General features: G+C 42.4%; 22 protein-coding genes and 1 pseudogene. 7 read left to right on the forward strand and 16 right to left on the reverse strand.

Annotated features, from left to right (window positions below):
- Window positions 1–71: 71 nt before the first annotated feature.
- The 6 genes from SB24_RS00830 to yneA form a co-directional block, all read right to left on the reverse strand.
- Window positions 72–290: a YneF family protein gene (locus SB24_RS00830; RefSeq protein ID WP_003153994.1), complete on the reverse strand. Its 219-nt coding sequence runs from the start codon at window positions 288–290 to the stop codon at window positions 72–74.
- 85 nt (window positions 291–375) lie between these two features.
- A complete protein-coding gene (sirA, locus tag SB24_RS00835) occupies window positions 376–822 on the reverse strand; it encodes a sporulation inhibitor of replication protein SirA (RefSeq protein ID WP_003153995.1) in 447 nt (148 codons plus the stop codon).
- Between the two features lie 151 nt (window positions 823–973).
- On the reverse strand, window positions 974–2,977 hold the full coding sequence (tkt, locus tag SB24_RS00840) for a transketolase (protein WP_007611727.1): 2,004 nt from the start codon (window positions 2,975–2,977) through the stop codon (window positions 974–976).
- A gap of 166 nt (window positions 2,978–3,143) precedes the next feature.
- On the reverse strand, window positions 3,144–3,377 hold the full coding sequence (locus SB24_RS00845; protein ID WP_003153997.1) for a DUF896 domain-containing protein: 234 nt from the start codon (window positions 3,375–3,377) through the stop codon (window positions 3,144–3,146).
- A 68-nt stretch (window positions 3,378–3,445) separates the two neighbouring features.
- A complete protein-coding gene (locus SB24_RS00850) occupies window positions 3,446–4,096 on the reverse strand; it encodes a YneB family resolvase-like protein (protein WP_003153998.1) in 651 nt (216 codons plus the stop codon).
- Between the two features lie 15 nt (window positions 4,097–4,111).
- Entirely contained in the window at window positions 4,112–4,423 is a 312-nt protein-coding gene (yneA, locus tag SB24_RS00855) for a cell division suppressor protein YneA (RefSeq protein WP_003154001.1), read from the reverse strand.
- Between the two features lie 156 nt (window positions 4,424–4,579).
- Here yneA and lexA point away from each other — a divergent pair, with 156 nt between their 5' ends.
- Complete coding sequence (lexA, locus tag SB24_RS00860) at window positions 4,580–5,200, forward strand: transcriptional repressor LexA (protein WP_003154004.1); 621 nt, start codon at window positions 4,580–4,582, stop codon at window positions 5,198–5,200.
- A gap of 339 nt (window positions 5,201–5,539) precedes the next feature.
- Here the strand turns inward: lexA and SB24_RS00865 are convergent, their stop codons facing one another.
- Complete coding sequence (locus SB24_RS00865) at window positions 5,540–5,968, reverse strand: hypothetical protein (protein WP_015417546.1); 429 nt, start codon at window positions 5,966–5,968, stop codon at window positions 5,540–5,542.
- Between the two features lie 153 nt (window positions 5,969–6,121).
- On the opposite strand from SB24_RS00865, the gene SB24_RS00870 reads away from it, so the two are divergent.
- Window positions 6,122–6,571 (forward strand): YndM family protein, encoded by a 450-nt coding sequence (locus SB24_RS00870; RefSeq protein ID WP_003154009.1) that lies wholly within the window; start codon window positions 6,122–6,124, stop codon window positions 6,569–6,571.
- Between the two features lie 27 nt (window positions 6,572–6,598).
- On the opposite strand, the gene SB24_RS00875 is transcribed toward SB24_RS00870, so the two are convergent.
- The 3 genes from SB24_RS00875 to SB24_RS00880 form a co-directional block, all read right to left on the reverse strand.
- Complete coding sequence (locus tag SB24_RS00875; protein WP_007410333.1) at window positions 6,599–7,429, reverse strand: prohibitin family protein; 831 nt, start codon at window positions 7,427–7,429, stop codon at window positions 6,599–6,601.
- Complete coding sequence (locus SB24_RS20125) at window positions 7,416–7,565, reverse strand: hypothetical protein (RefSeq protein WP_007410334.1); 150 nt, start codon at window positions 7,563–7,565, stop codon at window positions 7,416–7,418. Before SB24_RS20125 ends, SB24_RS00875 begins: the two co-directional genes overlap by 14 nt.
- A 108-nt stretch (window positions 7,566–7,673) precedes the next feature.
- A complete protein-coding gene (locus SB24_RS00880; protein ID WP_039251404.1) occupies window positions 7,674–8,495 on the reverse strand; it encodes a poly-gamma-glutamate hydrolase family protein in 822 nt (273 codons plus the stop codon).
- Between the two features lie 211 nt (window positions 8,496–8,706).
- On the opposite strand from SB24_RS00880, the pseudogene SB24_RS19880 reads away from it, so the two are divergent.
- Window positions 8,707–8,814: pseudogene (locus tag SB24_RS19880) on the forward strand (DUF4177 domain-containing protein); the annotation flags it as partial.
- Window positions 8,815–8,902: 88 nt separating this feature from the next.
- On the opposite strand, the gene SB24_RS00885 reads toward SB24_RS19880, so the two are convergent.
- Window positions 8,903–9,337: a dUTP diphosphatase gene (locus SB24_RS00885; RefSeq protein WP_003154017.1), complete on the reverse strand. Its 435-nt coding sequence runs from the start codon at window positions 9,335–9,337 to the stop codon at window positions 8,903–8,905.
- 377 nt (window positions 9,338–9,714) lie between these two features.
- Between SB24_RS00885 and SB24_RS00890 the strand changes: the two genes are divergently transcribed.
- The 3 genes from SB24_RS00890 (at window position 9,715) to SB24_RS00895 (ending at window position 13,283) form a co-directional block, all read left to right on the forward strand.
- Window positions 9,715–12,132 carry a peptidase G2 autoproteolytic cleavage domain-containing protein gene (locus SB24_RS00890; RefSeq protein WP_039251405.1) on the forward strand — a complete coding sequence of 806 codons (2,418 nt, stop codon included), beginning with the start codon at window positions 9,715–9,717 and terminating at the stop codon, window positions 12,130–12,132.
- A gap of 168 nt (window positions 12,133–12,300) precedes the next feature.
- Window positions 12,301–12,462: a hypothetical protein gene (locus SB24_RS20130; RefSeq protein ID WP_162492831.1), complete on the forward strand. Its 162-nt coding sequence runs from the start codon at window positions 12,301–12,303 to the stop codon at window positions 12,460–12,462.
- 284 nt (window positions 12,463–12,746) lie between these two features.
- Window positions 12,747–13,283, forward strand: coding sequence for a hypothetical protein (locus SB24_RS00895; protein ID WP_007410338.1), 537 nt, complete (start codon window positions 12,747–12,749; stop codon window positions 13,281–13,283).
- A 337-nt stretch (window positions 13,284–13,620) separates the two neighbouring features.
- Here SB24_RS00895 and SB24_RS00900 read toward each other — a convergent pair whose 3' ends face one another.
- Window positions 13,621–14,160, reverse strand: a complete 540-nt coding sequence (locus tag SB24_RS00900) for a GNAT family N-acetyltransferase (RefSeq protein WP_033574803.1) — start codon at window positions 14,158–14,160, stop codon at window positions 13,621–13,623.
- A 142-nt stretch (window positions 14,161–14,302) separates the two neighbouring features.
- Here SB24_RS00900 and SB24_RS19325 point away from each other — a divergent pair, with 142 nt between their 5' ends.
- Window positions 14,303–14,401 carry a YjcZ family sporulation protein gene (locus SB24_RS19325; RefSeq protein ID WP_003154022.1) on the forward strand — a complete coding sequence of 33 codons (99 nt, stop codon included), beginning with the start codon at window positions 14,303–14,305 and terminating at the stop codon, window positions 14,399–14,401.
- Between the two features lie 164 nt (window positions 14,402–14,565).
- Here the strand turns inward: SB24_RS19325 and SB24_RS00910 are convergent, their stop codons facing one another.
- The 4 genes from SB24_RS00910 to SB24_RS00925 all read right to left on the reverse strand — a co-directional run bounded on the left by SB24_RS00910 (window position 14,566) and on the right by SB24_RS00925 (window position 18,526).
- A complete protein-coding gene (locus tag SB24_RS00910; RefSeq protein WP_003154023.1) occupies window positions 14,566–15,186 on the reverse strand; it encodes a lytic polysaccharide monooxygenase auxiliary activity family 9 protein in 621 nt (206 codons plus the stop codon).
- Window positions 15,187–15,393: 207 nt separating this feature from the next.
- Window positions 15,394–16,467 (reverse strand): LLM class flavin-dependent oxidoreductase, encoded by a 1,074-nt coding sequence (locus SB24_RS00915; protein ID WP_039251409.1) that lies wholly within the window; start codon window positions 16,465–16,467, stop codon window positions 15,394–15,396.
- A gap of 225 nt (window positions 16,468–16,692) precedes the next feature.
- The gene (locus tag SB24_RS00920) at window positions 16,693–17,313 is read right to left on the reverse strand and encodes a DUF3885 domain-containing protein (RefSeq protein WP_033574801.1); all 621 of its coding nucleotides are present in this window, start codon (window positions 17,311–17,313) and stop codon (window positions 16,693–16,695) included.
- A 709-nt stretch (window positions 17,314–18,022) separates the two neighbouring features.
- Entirely contained in the window at window positions 18,023–18,526 is a 504-nt protein-coding gene (locus SB24_RS00925; protein WP_039251410.1) for a GNAT family N-acetyltransferase, read from the reverse strand.
- Between the last annotated feature and the right edge of the window lie 35 nt (window positions 18,527–18,561).

Raw genomic sequence — 18,561 nt, forward strand, 5'->3', positions numbered from 1 at the left:
CCAAAATAAAAAACCCTCTCCGGGTTTTTTATTTTTATAACCATGTATCTCTATATCATAATCTGTACGTATTATTTCGCTTGATTATTCATGGCTTTCATCATTTGATTAATTTTCTTTTGAGAAGGTTTCATTCCCATTTGCATCATCATCATGCGTAGCATTTGTTCATTAATAGGCGGATTCTTTTTCAAATAGCTCATCATATATTTACGAGCAATAAAAAACCCGAGTGCAACACCTATGAGCAATGCGACAACGCCCACTAGGATGCCAACCCATAAAGTCATTTTATTTCCTCCTTCATGTTGTCTAGTTTAAAGTGTACTAAACCAAAGGCTATTATACAACATTTACATCTCTTTTTCCTCGTTTTTAGACAAAATTTCTTTCTCTGACCGGATTTAACCACCCGTAGCGCCGTGTCTTGAAATCCATTGCAAGAAAACAGGGGCTGATTTTACGCAGAATCTCAAAGAAAATCGTTTCCGCCTCATAATCTCCCGAAGCCGCAATCTCAATTAAACTGTCTTTCATCATGAAGGTGGCGCGGCCCTTTTCTCCGGGCAGTGTAAGCCGGTAAATGGAATCCAAACGGCTGTAACTCATTCGGTTTAAATGCAGCTGGAGACGCTGATGCATATGTATCACCGGAATCGGTTCCGTTATATATTGAACTTGCTTTTCTGTCATTTGATATTCCTGGGGTGTCAGGTCTGTCCAATGATAGTCTCGAAACAACTCAAACATAGCCGTTTCCCGCCCGAAGTAGTGGTTCGCAAACTCATCCTTTATCAGGTGCGTATAGTAATGACGTTCCATTTCCTCATCCCCTTTTACAGCGCTTCGTTATTGCTTTCTATTATACAAAAGGAGAAAAGAAAGAATTGTCTATTACTGTTACGCCGCCCCTTCTATTTTTGTCGCATAAACAGGAAAAAGAGGATGATTTGACTCATCCTCTTTTGTCTCGTTATTTGTTTAAAAGTTTTTTCACGCGGTCAACCACGTTTTCTGCAGTAAACCCGTATTCTTTCATAATTGTTTCTCCCGGAGCTGAAGCACCGAAACGGTCAATTGCGAGAACGTCTCCTTCAAGACCGGTAAATTTGCCCCATCCGAAGCTTGAACCCATTTCGATCGCAAGACGTTTCGTCACATTCGGAGGAAGCACGCTGTTTTTGTACTCGGCCGATTGTTTTTCAAAGCGGTCCCAGCTCGGCATGCTGACTACAGATACGTGAATGTTTTCTTCAGCCAGTTTCGCTTGAGCTTCGATCGCAAGTCCGACTTCAGAACCTGTCGCTAAAAGAAGAGCGGCCGGTGATTCCGTTTGGGCTTTTGAAACGATATAAGCCCCTTTTTCCACGCCCGCATACGCTTCTTCAGCCTGCTGATCAATCGTCGGCAGGTTTTGGCGTGTCAATACAAGAGCTGTCGGATGATCTTGGCTTTGAACGGCAACCTTCCATGCAGCTGCGGTTTCATTTCCGTCAGCAGGTCTGATCACAGAAAGGTTAGGAAGTGCGCGTAAAGAAGCAAGCTGCTCAATCGGTTCGTGAGTCGGCCCGTCCTCTCCTACGGCAATACTGTCATGCGTGAATACATAAGTGACGGGAAGACCCATCAATGACGCCAGACGAATGGCAGGTCTTAAATAATCAGAGAACACAAAGAATGTGCCGCCGAATACGCGGAGGCCGCCGTGAAGCGCCATTCCGTTTAATGCAGCGCCCATCGCAAATTCACGGACACCGAACCAGAAGTTTTTCCCGGCGTAGTCTTTGGCCGTGAAGTCTCCTCCATTTTTGATTGTCGTTTTATTTGAACCCGCAAGGTCAGCAGATCCCCCGACAAAGAAAGGAATTTTCTTGGCGATCCCGTTCAGCACCTCACCTGAAGATGCGCGGGAAGCAAGGCTGCTGCCTTTTTCATAAACGGGAACTTCCTGATCCCAGTCTTTAGGAAGCTCGCCTTTCATGCCGAGTGACAGCTGTTCAGCAAGCTCAGGATATTTTTCTTTATAAGCCGCGAACAGTTCATTCCATTCCTGTTCTTTTTTCGAGCCGGCTTCTTTTACAGCTTGATTGAAATGCCCGTATACTTCTTCCGGAACATAAAAATCTTCTTCAAACGTCCAAGCATACGCTTCTTTTGTCAGCTTGCTCTCTTCTAGTCCTAACGGAGCGCCGTGAACGCCGGATGTGCCCGCACGGTTTGGAGAGCCGAAACCGATCGTGGTTTTCACTTCAATCAAAGTCGGTTTTTTATCATTCTGGCGCGCTTTTTCAATTGCAGCCGTCAATTCAGCGATGTTGTTTCCGTCCTCAACATAAAGAACTTCCCAGTTCATTGCTTCAAAACGCTGCTTTACATTTTCAGAGAAAGAACGGTCTAAATCGCCGTCTAAGGAAATGTCATTAGAATCGTATAATACGATCAGGCGGCCTAATTCAAGATGGCCTGCAAGAGAAGCGGCTTCGGAAGAAATGCCTTCCATTAAATCACCGTCTCCGCAAATACTGTATGTATAATGATCAACTACGTTGAAAGAATCACGGTTATATGTCTCAGCCAGATGGCGTTCTGCAATTGCCATTCCCACTGCCATTGCAATACCCTGTCCAAGCGGCCCGGTCGTTGCGTCTACTCCGGCTGTGTGCCCGAACTCCGGATGTCCCGGTGTTTTGCTTCCCCATTGACGGAACTGTTTCAAGTCTTCAATGCTGAGGTCATATCCGCTTAAATGCAGCATGCTGTATAAAAGCATTGAACCGTGGCCTGCTGATAAAACAAAGCGGTCGCGGTTAAACCAGCCCGGATTCTGCGGGTTTACATTCATAAATTTCGTCCACAGCGTATATGCCATCGGAGCGGCTCCCATCGGCATGCCCGGATGTCCGGAATTCGCTTTTTCAATTGCGTCTATAGATAGTGTACGAATGGTGGCAACTGATTTCTTTTCAATTGTATCCATTATAATCCCCTTCCTTATTGTTGTACCTTTTCATCATAAAGCGATGCTGACTTTTTCTCAACTCTTTCAGCTTAAATTTGAGATAAACTTGTTGAAAATTGTCGTAAAGCACAGCCTGATATTAGTATATACGAAAAAAGAATACGTATTGCCGTATTCTTTCTGTTTAATGAAGATTATTTTTCTGTTGTTCTCTTTTTAATTTTTCAGGGGTGACATCGTTGCCTTCCGGATCAATCACTTTTACGCTCTTTAACGTATTTTTCATTGAGGAGCGGAATCCTTTCAAATACTCCTGGCGAAGCTTTTGCTGTTCAGCTTTTTCCTCATCCGTTATCGTGTTTGATTTAGCTTTTTGAGCCAATTCGTTAATTCTTGCGATTTTTTCTTTAGAAATCATAATAAGCTCCTTTGGTGCGTGTTGATTATATACTACTAAAACGCAGTCTTTTTTACAACTGATGCGCGTCAGCTGCCTTCTGTGTCTGCGGTATATTCCTGAAACCGCCGGTGAACCGTGGCTTTGGACACATCGTAGCCGAATCCCCTTAAGGTCGCTGCGATTTCTGCAAAGGTAAGCTTGTTGGCTCTCAGCCTGATAATTTCCGAAACCGGAACCTCTTTTTTTTCTTTTCCGCTGTTTTCATGTCTGTTTTTCAGATTCCGTTCAGGTTTGTAGCCGTTTTTCACGGCTCTTTTCATTCCCCGCCGGATTTTCATATTGTGAATTTTCCTTTGATATTCCTCAACAATACTGACGATTTCGAGTACCATCGAATCAGCTTCGGAAAGCTCCAGTTCACCTTTATGAGCCGTCGTATATATTTTTACGTTCTCCCTGTAAATGCAATGCAAAAGCGCAATCTTGGCGTTTCCTCTTCCTAATCTCGTTTCGTCCTGCACCAATATCGCGTCAATATGTGATTTTTTAATTTCATCAAGCATTTCAAATACTCCGTCGCGATCCATTTCGTAACCGCTGGCTTTCTCAGAAATGACTTTCACGACTTCCATGCCGTTTGCAGCAGCGATCTCACTGAGCTCCTCTTCCTGTCTTTTTAATGACGTTTGCTGCTGTTCTTTGTTTGTGCTTACGCGGGCATAAATGAGTGCCTTCATTTCTCTCTTTCCTCTCTAATTGACAATGGCCAGCTGATATACGGCCGGATGCTTTTTCTTAACCGGAAGAATAAGTTCGTCTCCGGGCTTTATATCAGCAGTTTGGAGATGATTATTCTCCGTCACCCACTCAATGAAATCTTCTTTATTAATGTGTTTCTTTTCTGCTACATGATCCGCAAGTGACCAGAGTGTATCGCCGTCCTGAACCTTTATTTTAACATATTGGCTGAGGGACTGATCATTTCCCGCACATGAGACAAGTAAAATAGCGGCACTTAAAATCGCAGTAAACAGCCCTACAAATATAATAGATTCTTTCGCCATGTAAACAACCTCCGATAAGAATGTTTGTTCGCTTTTTATACCTTTCAGTATATACGAACAAACGTTTCTGTCAATCGTTTTTTTCGAACCTATGTTTGTACTGTCAGGAAAATCATGCTATAATCTACTTAAAATCGACGTTTTGAGGTGCGAAATATGACGAAGCTATCAAAAAGGCAGCTTGATATCCTGCGTTTTATTAAAGAAGAGGTAAAAACGAAAGGATATCCGCCTTCTGTAAGAGAGATAGGAGAAGCAGTAGGACTGGCTTCCAGTTCAACCGTGCACGGCCATTTGGCGCGGCTGGAGACAAAAGGCCTGATCAGACGGGACCCAACTAAACCGAGGGCGATTGAGGTATTGGATGAAGAAGAAGTCCACATTCCGAAAAGCCAGGTCGTAAACGTTCCGGTCATCGGGAAAGTGACGGCGGGTATTCCGATTACGGCTGTTGAAAATATCGACGAGTATTTTCCGCTTCCTGACCGGATGGTTCCTCCGGGCGAACATGTCTTTATGTTAGAAATCATGGGAGAAAGTATGATCGACGCCGGTATTTTTGACAAAGATTACGTCATTGTCAAACAGCAGAACACGGCCAATAACGGAGAAATCGTCGTAGCTATGACCGAAGATGATGAAGCGACGGTCAAGCGCTTCTATAAAGAAGACAATTATGTGCGGCTGCAGCCGGAAAATCCGACGATGGAGCCGATTATCCTGCAAAACGTAAGCATTTTGGGGAAAGTTATCGGCGTATTCAGAGCCGTACATTAATTCTATTAAACTTCATTTATTGTAAAAAACCCCTTAAAGAGGGGTTTTTTTTGCATAAAAAAAGCAGATTCGCCCTGGCTTAAGAAACGAATCTGCTAAGGAGGAAAAACTTACATTCTTATTATCCGACATCACACTTTTGAAGTCAACTAATAATGTTTCCTTAGAGAAACTTTTCATTCATTTTTTAACTTTGTATATTTGTGCGTGATGAATTTACTTTTATTTATGTTTCCTTTGGGCGGATGCATAAAAATTTATCTATGAAAATTTAGTACATAGTGTAATAAGTTATATTTAAATATAAAAAAACCCGCTGCCTTTAGCGAGTATCTATTTTCAATCAAAATGATAATATTCTACACCGTAAAACCCTTTAATATAGACGGGGCCACAGACGTTTGAAGAACTTTCAACCAGAATTCTGTATTTGTGATACGGATCAATTGATTTTTTATCCTGGGCACTGAGGTTTAACCAGCTGCCGCTGTAGTTTTTAGAACTTAATGTATAAAAATTCCCGTTCAGCGCCATCCGCTGGAGTTTCATGCTTAAACCGCACGAAGAGTTGTTCATTATGGTGAACTTATATCCTAAAAAGTAATCGTCGGCAGCTACAGCCCCCGGATTTTCAATATGAAACTCTTTTGCATTTCCCTCCAAAGTGAAGCTTGTTTTTGATCCGAATTCAGTGGTAGCCGCTTCAGCTGAGTGTATTCCGCTAAAACATAATAAAAAAACAGCAATACATAACCAGTATTTTTTCATTTGCATCCCCCTTTTTACATATTTTAACTTGTGAATCCTGTGATGTCTATTCACATTTTATTAAAACGTATACTTTATAACCACTATATACCAGTTTAAAAATTTGCGGATTGCTTACAATGAAGACTAAACGAAATAACGAAGGTGGTTCAAATGAAACACGTAATTGCTTTCGCTTCTAAAACGGCGCTCACACTTGCTTTACTGTACATTGTTCTGGATCTTATGTACCAAGTAACCTTTTTAAACGTTCTGTTTATTACAGTGATCTTAAGTTTAATCACTTATTTTGCGGGTGATTGCATGATTCTGCCGAGAACAAGCAATTTCACAGCCGTTGCAGCTGATTTCGGGATTTCATTCATTATATTATGGATATTCCTTATGAACATTGGCGGATTTAATGTCTCGCCTGCCGCGGCATCGGTTATCTCTGCACTTTGCATTTCTGTTTTTGAGGCATTTTTTCACCGGTATTTGCAGCAATATGTACTTCCCGAAGATTATCAGGACACAACAGAGACGGATAGCACGCTATGGAGCTATCAAACCGAGGCGTCTGAAGAATTAGTGCCGGAAAAAGACCCTCAGGAAAAAACATAAAAAGGAGGCAATCGCCTCCTTCTCTTTTTATTTTTGCTTCTGATCGTCCAGCGGCAGCTGCAGCAGTGAGTCTGTGCCTGTCGCTTTCGGTGTTTTTCCGTCCCATTTTTCAATCCATTTATATTTGATCATCTCATCGGACATTGATTTCTTTATGATTTCGTTATAATCAGCGATCCCTTCCGCTTCAATTTTTTTCTTTTTCGCTTCGGCTTCGGCTATTTTAATTTCAGTTTGTGTCCGTTCAAGTTCCTGTGAAGACTTCACCCTTGCATCGATGGCTTCCTGTGTGGCTTTATCCGGCTTCGGTACGCCAAGCGTCAGATCATCAATTAAAAATCCAAGACTCTTCATATCATCAGCAAATCTCTTTTGAACATCGGCAGCGGCTTCTGCAGATTTTTGCCCGTATGTGTCAATAACCGAGTATTTGCTGATTGATTTTCGCGCCGCATCCCACAGCCTTGTTTTTAAATATGTATTTTCAATCGTTTCAACGTCTACCGCGCCGAATTTGTTAAACAGATCGACTACTTTATCAGGCTGCACGACATAGTTGTAAGCGATATCCATTTCTATATTTTTACCGTCTGAGGTTGCCACTTTTATATTTTCATTATTCACTGTCTGCATACGCACCGGATATTCCGTTACTTTATTAAATAACCCGACTAAGTGCCAGCCTTGGTCCAATGTGTCGGATTTTACCCCGCCATTCGGTGAGTATACAACCCCGACATAACCGTTCGGTATTTTTTCAATGAATAGTGACGCTGTAACGCCCGCAATTAAAAGGGCTGCACCTATAATCACACCGCCGATAATTTTTTTTGTGTTTCCGCGCTTATTTTCGCTCATGCTGATCTTCTTCCTCCCATGACTTTTTGAATTTTTTGGCTCCGCTTCCCACTTGTTTAAAGATTGGACTAAGCATCAGCCATAAACCGAATCCGATGATGACAAGAAGAATGATAGACCCGATCATCACTTTCATTTGCCCACCTCTTTTCTTTCATCCTGTCAATTATGTATACGATCTTAAGAACTTAAAGTTTCATAAATTTCAAAAGAAAAAGCCCCGCCGGCAAAATAGGCGTGCTTATTAATAATTGTCACTGATAAAATCAGAAACCGTTTTTGTGAATTGATAAAAGGTCCCATTTTGTGTGGATGCTCTGCTTTTCAGCGTAAAAGTGTCAAATAGTGATTTTCTGAAGCCGGTGCTCACTTCGATTTGAATACTCAATCCGGATGAAGATTGATTGGCAAGGTTGTTCGGACTGACGCCGGCATATTTATCATTTATGCCAAGAAGAACGGCAGGATACCCGTGTCGTTTCAGCACATCGGTCAAAAGTTCGGCCCGTTCTCTGTCTGTACCGCCGATTTTTATCTTTTTATCGTCACTGCCGTAACCGTGCAATGAAATGACATGAGAGTGCTCTTTCACCATTTGCACGGCCTTAGGTTCATCGAAATGCGAACTTGTCAAATGCAGAGCCGCATTACCGGCTGATTTTAACCCTTCAAATAAATATAAACTCCGGTTTTCGGCAATTTCTCTGGCTAACTCACTGGTCCCCGGCTCTATGCCTCCGCCGTGTATAGCTAATATGAGGACAGAAGGGTCATGCTCTCGCGTTGAAATGGAAAAAACGGAAGGATCTTCATTCAGCTTTAATTCCTCAAAACTGCCGTAAATATCTGAAGCGGCATTAGCCCGAAAGAACGGCAGAAGCAAAAACGGTAAAATTAAAACTAAAATTCCTTTTTTGGTTATTGATGGCATTTGTATGTTTATGTTACAATACAAATGCTTCAGCCTTTGAAGCGAACGGCAGAACAGGGTGACTTTGGACGGTTTCTTCTGCTCTGCCTCTTTGCCAGCTGCTTTATGGTCTATTCTTCTAACCCTTTTTGCCATAACATCATCCTTTCTTTTGTTTACACTTTTGTCACAATATTATATACGTTGGACAAAACCTCCGTTCATCTTGAAGAATAAAAACATCAAAACAACTTCTATCCTTTAACCTAAAAAAGTCTTTCTGTTCAAAGAGATGGAAGGCTTAAATGATAAAAATGAAACCCTTCTCCAGTTTTGGAGGAGAGTGAGGACTGCAGGGAAATCATTTTATCAATATGCTGAGCTGGGCTGGCGTCCGGCTCAAATATTTGCTTCCGGCATAGACGGTTACGGAGCGGCCGCTTATTTCGAAGTCAAATTCGAACGTGACGTATGATTTCCCAATTCTAGAATCCCCGACACAAATTGAATGTAACTGCTGTTTCCATAAAAAAAAGACTGCTGTTAAGCAGTCTTTTTTCGTTTTATTTCGTGCCTGTTGATCCCAGTCCGCCGCGGTCATTGTTCCCGAGCTTGTCTACTTCGATCAGCTCCACTTCAGGCATTTTCTTCATGATTCTGAATTGGCAGATCCGCTCCCCCTTGGAAATATCGGTATCCCGAAGCGCGAATGCAGGAAAAAACCAGAAGTCATTGTCGCCTTTATAAGATTCATCAATGACTCCCATTGAATTTGTCTGAATGATACCGAAATGCTTATATGTACTTGAACGCGGAACGACATGGGCCTCATATCCTTCCGGCAGTTCCATCGCAACTCCAAGCGGGATAAGTTTGAATTCACCTTTTTTGATTGTTATATCTTCAGCTGCCCGCAGATCAATCCAATCGCCCTGTTCAATTTTACTGATTCTCGTTTGCGTATCATCTGAATATTTAATTTTGATTTGTAAAGTCATGTTCGCTGCTCCTTTTGCTTCCCTATTTCAGTCGTATTGATGACCAATCCGTGCCCCATTATACCATTTAACTGATAAGAATGTTGATTTTGGTGTATATGCAGCCGAAGAGGAAGCACTGCGAAGCCAATGAGAATAAACCTAAAATGAGGGCCCCTCCTATCGGTTTTTTCCTCCATTTTCACATGACAGCTTCAATTACAATAATGCAAAGCTTTATATCCGTTCTTTCAACAGAGTTTTTAAAATTTCATCTTGGTTTCAAAAGGAATTTCGTTCTGAATAAAGAATTTGAAGAATAAGCGCTTAAAGGGCGCGCGACTCTTTTCTGCCCCCTGCCTCAGGCGCTTATATCAAAAGAAAGAGGTGTCTTTAGAATGGTTCAATTTAAAAACTTTCCTGATCCGTCTTTAAACGCCCCATTGCAGTCTCACCCTGCACAGCCCTCTGAATTGGAGCATCTCAAAGCAAGGATGCAGAATTTTATTAAGCATTCCGCAACGGATGATAATCTTGAGATCGCAGATGCCCGGGTGACGGCGGAAGGAATGGTCACCTCACTTTTAAAAGAACGGCTTGATACCGAATACGAAATGCTTAAGAATAAAATCACCCGGGAAGTGAATGTGGAGGACTACGGAGCGGTCCCTGACGGCCGGGACAATACGGAAGCCTTTCGGAGAGCGATCGGGAACGGCCGGGTCAAAGTAAATGTTCCCGCAGGAGAATTTTTGGTTCAAGGGATAAAACTCCCCTCATGGACTACCATTTCCGGTGAGGGACAAGGGATTACCGTGCTTAAGCTTCATGAGGACACTCCCGCATACGAATGGGTCATTACTAACGCTGATTACGAAAATGGAAACCGTAATATTTTTGTCCAGAACATGACTTTAGACTGGAATCCTGATCGTCAATGCGGAGTCAGGAACCCCGGAGGACAGTTTTCCAGCTGTTTAACGTTTGCTAATGTGCAATACGGCTGGATTAAGAATGTTGAAACGGTTAACGCGGGTCTCCATGGTATTGATATTACATCTCCGACTTACGATCATTTGCCTGAAACAGAATGGACGAAAGACGGCTGCCGATATATATGGATTGATAACTGTGTGGCATACGGCGCCGGAGACGACGGCATTACCACCCATTACAGCGAGTATATTTTCATTTCCAACTGCCATTCCGGAAACCCCCGCGGCACAGAGCATGCTGAGGGCAGCGCAAACTCGAACGGCATTGAAATTGACGACGGCTCTAAACATGTTTGGCTTTTAAATAACTATACGAGCGGTAATATCCGCGGGATTGAGGTAAAGGCGCACAGCCTGTGGCCGGCTTCTCAAAATGTTCATATTATCGGTCATGTTTCGTATCGTGATGTACGTTCATTTGATATTCGTCATATCGGCCATCATCAGGCCTCAGATCCCGAAAGCACGACGGCTTATGATGTTACTTTAACCGATTGCACCGCGATTGAACCGGTATTCAATGCTCTCTATGACGGTGTGACCCCGAGGGCGCTGGTCATCTCTGCCTATAAAAACGTTAATGTAAACGGATTCACAGCTATTGGTGATCCCTCATACGACTATGGCGGGAATCCAGTCGTAGCTCTTCAATACCGCAGTCAAAATATTACGATCAACGGCATTAAAATACGCGGCTTTACACAAGCCGGTGTTGACATCAATATATCCGGCGGATCAAATAAAACCGATTATGTTAAAATTTTAAATTTTGATATATACAAGTCATCTCCTAAAGGCATCTCAATCGGCGGAGGCCAATATAACGTAAATATTATAAACGGTACGATGATCGGAGACGGCGGTTCCGTCGGAATTACGTCCCCTAACAGTCAGGCCGTCATTCTCGGGGTGCAAGCGGAAGGTTACAGCGCGGCCGCATCTATAAAAGGACAGACTTATGATCAGATCCCCGTCAATTTAAAGGGAGGCGCACAGCTCGCGACCAGCTCCGGTTTTGCATTCAACCCGACAAGCGCCGTTATTGCGGGAACAGGCGATATTACGGCAAGAGGTGACAGAAATGCGATCATCAGCTCTTCCGGAGGTTCAAGTTCTGAAGGTTCAAGGGCATTTATCGCCGCTTCAAACAATGTCCATATTACGGGCAGCAAAGTCTCCAGAACGATTCTGTCATCAGAAAGCATTACATTGGAAGAACCATACACGGTTGCCGGAGGGCATCAGTCCATCAAATGGAAACTCGATTCAGCGGGCGGCCACGGTACGTTCGCCGGAGCTGTCACCTCTTCCCTGTCAGGGTACGGAGAATACTTTGAAAGTGTAACCGGCCAGACAATTCCCGCCGGGACAATCGTCACAGTGAAAGGCGAAAAAATTGAATCGGCTCACGTCGGTGATTACATGCTCGGCGTCATTTCAGAAACAGCCGCTTTTATCTCAGGAGCCGCAAGCTTCGGATGGCAAAGCCGCTTTTTGACAAACGAGTTCGGCGGTTTCATTTACGAAAATGTGACTGACGAGGAAACAGGAGAAACGGTACGCGTGCCGAAACAAAACCCGGACTGCAGTCCGGCTCTTGAAGCTGACTATGAAGCACGAGCGGCCAGAGACGAATGGCACATTGTCGGACTCAACGGCCGGCATTACGTACGGGTCGACAGTACGGTCAGCCCGGGAGATTATATCACGGCTCATAACGGAATCGGGACTAAAGCCGCGGAAGGCTGGAAGGTATTGAAACTGACAGCCTTATACAGTGCTGAAAAAGGGTACGGCATTGCAATTGCGGTTATCAAATAGGGTCTCAATATCAGGATCATCTCCTCTCTTTTCTATCGGGCGGGTATGATCCTGTTTTTTATACCGAATGAGATGCCTCTTTTTCAGCATACCGTTTCATTTGTCCAAGCCATCCATGCTTTCTGTCATAGAATACTACCGTCAGATGAAAAAAGGAGGAATATGAGTATGGATATGGGTATGGGAATGGATATGGATATGAACGGACATTATGATCACCACCCAAAACAGCCTAAACAAAAAAAGAAGAAACAAGATAAAAAGCATCTTGATTATGATTACATCGTTGTTTATAAAAGAAAATGCAAAAAATGTAAAAAATGCTGCTAACTTGACATATCAACATTTTTACACCCGGTAAACTCCGGGTGTTTTTCTTATTATGGCGTTTCTCCGGGCTATTTTCACCCAAAATCCGGTCATCCTATCACAATACATAAAAAGACTCTATTATTTTCTTCCCTTTTCGCCTAATGAAAAGTATTTCATTTACAGAAAACAACACAAATAGAATGACATGACTTTTGAGAAAATCTACTCTTTGCTTGGTCAATTTTTCTGCGATACCATGAATTTGCAACAATTTTTAAAAATTTCCTCAGGAGGTCATTGCCATGAAAATCGCCAGAACGATAGTCGGATCATGCTTAGCTTTATCTCTAACAATTCCTTTCACAGCCAGTGCCTCAGCAGCCAGTCAGTCTGAACACGCAAACGCGCCTCACGTTTCACCCGTTGCAAATCCGTTAGAAAGTAAATTATCCCAAACAGCAGACCAAAACGTAAAAGCAGCAGGTGTTGATGCCGGGCTGAACGTAAACGTAGATGTTCTCGGAATCTCAGATCGCATTGCTGAAGCGGTTAAGTCAGATCAAAACCGAACCGGCTGGGTAAAAAATGTCATGGAAACAACATTTTACGCATCAGGACAGAAGTACAATGTCATGGTGTTCAATTTAAATCAAGAATATGAAGACCGGTTTAACGGCGTTCAATTTTACGGATCAGCCGTTTATGACGGTATTACTTACGGAATCTGGGTCTTCGAAGACGGGTCCTTCGATAACAAAGGAGACGGGGGCTGGATCAATTGGGCATTCAGAGGGTGGTTCGATCGTGATAATCAGCATATTGAATTCCACAGACCTTAATACGGTGAAAACTTGCGGCAGCGCCCGCAAGTTTTTTTAACTGGACTGCACATTTTTCACCGTTATAACGACTATACTTGAAGTGCGGGCTCCGATCGCAGCCCCGGTAAAGTCTTTCAAAGTGAGGTATACCATGTCAAAGTCTTTAAAAATAGTGTTGTGGAGCATATTGGTGTTGATCATCTTGTTAGTGATTATCGGAATCGTTTCTTACAATCAAACTCCGTCTGCAGAAAGCATAGCAAAAAGAATGCTTTACAGCGTCTAATCAATGTTAAGCCTTCATCGGCTTTTTTTATTTACCGCAGAACACTTGACAAAACGACGAATTTTCAATTTATTCGTTAACGATCTCATTCAGTATAGAATATACACGTGTATCATGGGGCAGTCCGTTTTGATACATATATCTTCTCAAAATTCCTTCAGATTGAAATCCCGCCTTTATCAGTAATTGATGAGACGCTGCATTCTCAATGAAAACAACAGCGCCTATACGATGCAGCCCAAGCTTTTCAAACCCAAAAGAAAGAACATTCTCCAACGCTTCAAAAGCATAGCCATTCCTCCAATAATTCGGATGAATCTCATAACCGACCTCCGCCCGCTTATGCTTGGGCACCCAAGAATTAAAACCAATAGTTCCGATTATTCCCTTCGCATCTTTTCTCTCGATTCCCCATCGCATTCCCTTTTTATCATGATATTGATCTTTAAACCAGCCAATCATTTTTTCAGCCTGTTCCATTGAATCAAAAGGTTCCAAACCATAATAGCGTGTTACATTTGCATTTGAAAAACAAGCAAATATTTGCTTTGCATCTTTCTTTTCAACTTCTCTAAGAATAAGTCTGTCCGTTTCTATTACAGGAAGCATTTACGGTCCCCCTTTAAAAGCAATGTGAGAAGAAAATATATGCAGACTAAAAAAACTTTTTTTCAAAAAGTAAACTAGCATCCCTATCAAACTTTTCATTTCGGCATAATATGTATTAATCCTCTTTAGGAGGTGAGATTATATGGGATTCTCAGGTGGTTATGGTAGCTCCTTTGCGTTAATCGTGGTGCTATTCATTTTATTAATCATCGTTGGGGCTTCTTTCCTCGGCGGTTATTAAGAATCCTCTTACCTCCGCATCCATGTCAGCAGCACCTCCATGATCGTACGGCGCCATAAATGAAATGTTTATGGCGCTCTGCTGTTTTTCCCCTTTTCATTCACACATTAAAATTAAAAAGATCGGCCGATGTATCAACATGCAGCCGATCAGTAATTCATAGATTATTGTGTAAGGTTTACATCGATGACGTTATAGAAGGCATTGGAAGTATCCGCAACGTCCCATACCCCTAAAATGACATGATACCCGCTTCGATCAGTCGGCACAAAAATCTTATGAGTCAGATTCGTATCTGCCTTGGAACCGTCGTGGTTTACCGTTCCGATTAATTCGAATTCATCTCTTGACAAAGGTTTATTCGGATTCCAGTTTTTCTTGGTGATATAATAGTGCCACTTTGATGTCGCATGAGGGGCCGTGTAGTACCAAGTAAAGGTGTTAAAACCGCCGCGGATGTTTTGTTTCACCCAATAATCTGCAGTCTGCTTGTCTAAACCGAAGTCAATTTGTCCCGATCCCCCATTTGCAGACGCGATTCTTCCATCCGGCGGACCTGCAGCCGGAAATCCTTTCGGCCCTTCTACAGACTGAGGATTATCAATGACGGAGCCATATTTCTGCGCAGCGGCCGTCCAGCCCAATGTTTGTTTCTCTAATGCTCCCATGTACGCTCTGCTGACGGGCTCTTTTATATACCCGTGTGCAGATGCATCACTTGAATAGAAAGCGCCTCCAATACCAAGAGTAACAGTTAAAACTGCAGCTTTTACTAAACCTTTCATTACTGCATCATCCTCCCTCTTTTGTTAATAAAAACCCTTCAGTGTATACACTTCACGATGGAGGATGAAATGACCTTCCTTTCCTTGATAGGAAAAAGCAATGAGATTGGCGCTTTTCCCTTTGTTTTTTATAATCATAAAGAAAAAGCCGGGCCGATTCTGTTATCGAATCCGCGGTTGACCGGCCCGCCCCTTTTGCTCAGAACTTCATTCGCTGGATTTGCCGGTTTCCTTTCGGATAACCGGTGCTACTTCCGCTGCTAATCGTTCGATGTTTTCCGCGGCTTTTTTAAACGGCATACCTCCTATATCGATTTGCGCGAGAAATCGCTGATGTCTGAATAACTCGTATTGATGCATGATTTTTTCAATGATCTGCTGTGAGCTTCCCACAAATAAAGCTGTTTCTTTTCCGGACGCCCGCTCAAAATCTTCCTTCGTTAAAGGCTCATCGATCCCGTGATATGAATGAACGTGAGACCAGTAATTTGAATGATACGGGTAAAATTCTTGTATTGCCTGTTCATTCGTTTTTGAAATGAACATATGTCCGGTTACGGCAACCTTCACATTTTCCGGAGGATGACCGGCTTTAGAAGCCGCTTCCCGGTATTTGTCAACAAGCGGCTTAGATGACATCGGATCACCGCTCAGTACAGCTAATGCCAACCCCGCACCTGCACGCCCGGCCCGTTCTGCGCTTTCCGGAGTCCCCGAAACACCTAACCATAGCGGAATGCTTCCGCGAAAAGGCCGCGGAGAAATCTCTGCCTCGCGCAGCGGCGGCCGGTAACGTCCTTTCCAGGTAACCGATTCTTCCCCGGAATTTAATTTTAAAAAAAGGTCAATGTGTTCTTCAAAAAGTTCTTTATAATGGCCTACGTCATAACCGAAAAGAGGAAACGAGTCTAAAAATGCGCCCCGTCCCGCAATGATTTCCGCCCGGCCGTCTGAAATCAGATCAAGCGTTGCAAAATCCTCAAATAAACGGACGGGATCTGCGGTGGATAATACAGTCGTGGCACTGGTCAGCTTAATATTTTCAGTGATCTGTGAAATCGCTGATAAGATGGCCGGCGGCGAAGATACCGCATAATCAAGACGATGATGCTCGCCTACACCGAATACATCAAGCCCTGCGTCGTCAGCCAGTTTCGCCAGCTTCATCAATTCATCTATCCGCTGCTTTGCGCTGACTGTTTTCCCTGTCAGAGGATCGGGATATAATTCTGCAAATGAATAAATTCCAATTTCCATACAATCACGGTGTTCAGCCCTCACATGTCTCTCCTCCTGCACTGTGTAAAAAAGCTTTTATGTTATTCTATTCAGCCGTTTTACAAATAGGAATTCGTTCAAAATAAATACAGAAGCTTAACATGCAGAAGGTCGGTATGAGAGAAAAAAAAGTTTCAGGCGTCCTTCAATTCTGCCCATTATACTCATGCAGCCGGACTAGGCAAGAACAAAGCCGGCACAAGCGGATTCGAATTCATGTGTTCATTTTCAGTCCAATTCAATCCAATCGTGATATTGATCATAAAGCTTTCGTATTCTTCCGGCATCAAGAGCAATGACTTCACACCCTCTGTCATCATACAGAAAGAAAATAATATCTTTTGTCATATTCACAAAGAAAACATCAGGATACCCAACGGAACAGCCCCCGAACCTTGGCTTCAGCGGAAAATCTTCGTGGACGGCTGCCTTAAGTAATTGGGGGATACGCAGATTTTTCCGTTTACATAATAAAGAAAACTGCTGTATTTCATATTCTTCTTCGACCGGGCATGGACAGGTCTTCACTTGAATCCGATATAAATCATCCTTACACTTCAGAAACGGCTGATAAACCTTTAATTTTCTCGCGTGATTACCTTGAGATTTGTGCTTATACACGTTGGCAACAAGAAATAAGTCATCGCTATGTTCAAACAGCTCATTGAAAAGCGCGGCGGTTTGGTGATGAACAAGCTGAAAATACTCAAGATTCAAAGCACCGCTTTCATTAAATTGATACATATTGCCGCCGAGAGAAAAATGAATTCCCACGTCCCATTGATGATAAATGCCGGGCACTAATTTTAAAGTCGGAAACCTTTCCTTCAGATAATCATTTATTTTCATTCAAACATCTCACTTTCCTTTTCCCGCTCCAGAGGCAGAAGAAGCCGAAAACATTCCGCTTATTTCTTTTTCACCCTTGTAATATTATTCCGATTGGAATACAATGAAATAGAACACTGTGAACCCCATTGATCAGGGTGGATGCTGGTCACATTCATCCTGATTCTTTCTTTTACACAAGATCGCCCCAACTTTGAACCCCTCCGTTTCCAACCTTATTCATTGATATTACATATATTTCAATGGTATTATTTTCTTATGCATAAGCATCAAGAGGTGTCCGCTTTGAACAACATCAGAAGTTTAAGAGAATATTTCCGGTCTCACTGTAAAATAGGTCTAAACTCTGAACAGCTTTTAACATTTTGAGTATCAACCATTTTTCCATTCTCGAGCGCATCTTATAATTCATCAAAATGAATTGAACATTGCTGATTCGAATTACTTCCCGCTCCTTCTGTCGCTAAACTGCAAAATGTCCATCCCATTCATCCTCTCTCCAATTTTACAACGTTGCTATAATGAATTTCATGTTTTCCCCAACCTTCAGCTTAATCTTTTTGATCGTTACTAATCTAAGTACTTTTTTCAATTCCATAATCCATTGGTATGATCGGTAACCTAATGAAGTATTTAACTTAAATACAAAAAAACCTGCTTTCAGCAAGTTTTTTTCGACAAAGGGGAGGTTATCTCCCCACAAATTCTATTAACTATGTTTTTGTTTTAACCATTCTTTCTTTAGCAATGCGTATTGGAAAGTGTTTTCATATTTAGGTGTTCCATCCTCGTGTGCAGTAAATGAAATAAATTCAAGAAAATAACCTTCTTTACGTATTCCTAATCTGTGACCTGCAGTTATCATCTTCAACATATGCATAAAGAGATACTCAAAGAAAGCCTTCGCACTTTCACTTGCGTATCCCTTCCCTTCAAAACGGGCATTGAAATTCCAACAAACGGAATAGGTATCTGGCTCTTCTTTTAAATAAAATAGTTCTCCAACTTGATCATTACTGTCTTTTAAACAAACTGCAATATAAGAGTCATCTCGGCTTCTTTTTTGAACGTTTACGGCAGCTTCTTCTAACGTAGACATTCTGTCATCAAGAAAGCAATTCACTCTCGGATGTGCAGAATATTCCAACAGACCTTGCGCATCTCTCTCGGTAAAATTTCTTAAAATTAAGCGAAGGGTTTCAATTTTTTGCATTTGCAGTCTCCTGTTTCATTGTTATCGATCTTTGA

This window comes from Bacillus sp. Pc3, assembly GCF_000815145.1.
Lineage (GTDB): Bacteria > Bacillota > Bacilli > Bacillales > Bacillaceae > Bacillus > Bacillus velezensis.

Bases quoted from the DNA above. Each gene is read 5' to 3' on its own strand.
- SB24_RS00830 (WP_003153994.1), bottom strand. From the start codon at position 290: ATGACTTTATGGGTTGGCATCCTAGTGGGCGTTGTCGCATTGCTCATA.
- SB24_RS00870 (WP_003154009.1), top strand. From the start codon at position 6,122: ATGAAACACGTAATTGCTTTCGCTTCTAAAACGGCGCTCACACTTGCT.
- SB24_RS00920 (WP_033574801.1), bottom strand. From the start codon at position 17,313: ATGAAAATAAATGATTATCTGAAGGAAAGGTTTCCGACTTTAAAATTA.
- SB24_RS00890 (WP_039251405.1), top strand. From the start codon at position 9,715: ATGGTTCAATTTAAAAACTTTCCTGATCCGTCTTTAAACGCCCCATTG.
- SB24_RS00875 (WP_007410333.1), bottom strand. From the start codon at position 7,429: ATGAGCGAAAATAAGCGCGGAAACACAAAAAAAATTATCGGCGGTGTG.
- SB24_RS00885 (WP_003154017.1), bottom strand. From the start codon at position 9,337: ATGACTTTACAAATCAAAATTAAATATTCAGATGATACGCAAACGAGA.
- SB24_RS19325 (WP_003154022.1), top strand. From the start codon at position 14,303: ATGGGATTCTCAGGTGGTTATGGTAGCTCCTTTGCGTTAATCGTGGTG.
- SB24_RS00900 (WP_033574803.1), bottom strand. From the start codon at position 14,160: ATGCTTCCTGTAATAGAAACGGACAGACTTATTCTTAGAGAAGTTGAA.
- SB24_RS00845 (WP_003153997.1), bottom strand. From the start codon at position 3,377: ATGATTTCTAAAGAAAAAATCGCAAGAATTAACGAATTGGCTCAAAAA.
- SB24_RS00880 (WP_039251404.1), bottom strand. From the start codon at position 8,495: ATGGCAAAAAGGGTTAGAAGAATAGACCATAAAGCAGCTGGCAAAGAG.
- SB24_RS00895 (WP_007410338.1), top strand. From the start codon at position 12,747: ATGAAAATCGCCAGAACGATAGTCGGATCATGCTTAGCTTTATCTCTA.
- SB24_RS20130 (WP_162492831.1), top strand. From the start codon at position 12,301: ATGGATATGGGTATGGGAATGGATATGGATATGAACGGACATTATGAT.
- SB24_RS00865 (WP_015417546.1), bottom strand. From the start codon at position 5,968: ATGAAAAAATACTGGTTATGTATTGCTGTTTTTTTATTATGTTTTAGC.
- sirA (WP_003153995.1), bottom strand. From the start codon at position 822: ATGGAACGTCATTACTATACGCACCTGATAAAGGATGAGTTTGCGAAC.
- SB24_RS00850 (WP_003153998.1), bottom strand. From the start codon at position 4,096: ATGAAGGCACTCATTTATGCCCGCGTAAGCACAAACAAAGAACAGCAG.
- lexA (WP_003154004.1), top strand. From the start codon at position 4,580: ATGACGAAGCTATCAAAAAGGCAGCTTGATATCCTGCGTTTTATTAAA.
- SB24_RS00925 (WP_039251410.1), bottom strand. From the start codon at position 18,526: ATGCAAAAAATTGAAACCCTTCGCTTAATTTTAAGAAATTTTACCGAG.
- tkt (WP_007611727.1), bottom strand. From the start codon at position 2,977: ATGGATACAATTGAAAAGAAATCAGTTGCCACCATTCGTACACTATCT.
- SB24_RS20125 (WP_007410334.1), bottom strand. From the start codon at position 7,565: ATGAAAGTGATGATCGGGTCTATCATTCTTCTTGTCATCATCGGATTC.
- SB24_RS00910 (WP_003154023.1), bottom strand. From the start codon at position 15,186: ATGAAAGGTTTAGTAAAAGCTGCAGTTTTAACTGTTACTCTTGGTATT.
- yneA (WP_003154001.1), bottom strand. From the start codon at position 4,423: ATGGCGAAAGAATCTATTATATTTGTAGGGCTGTTTACTGCGATTTTA.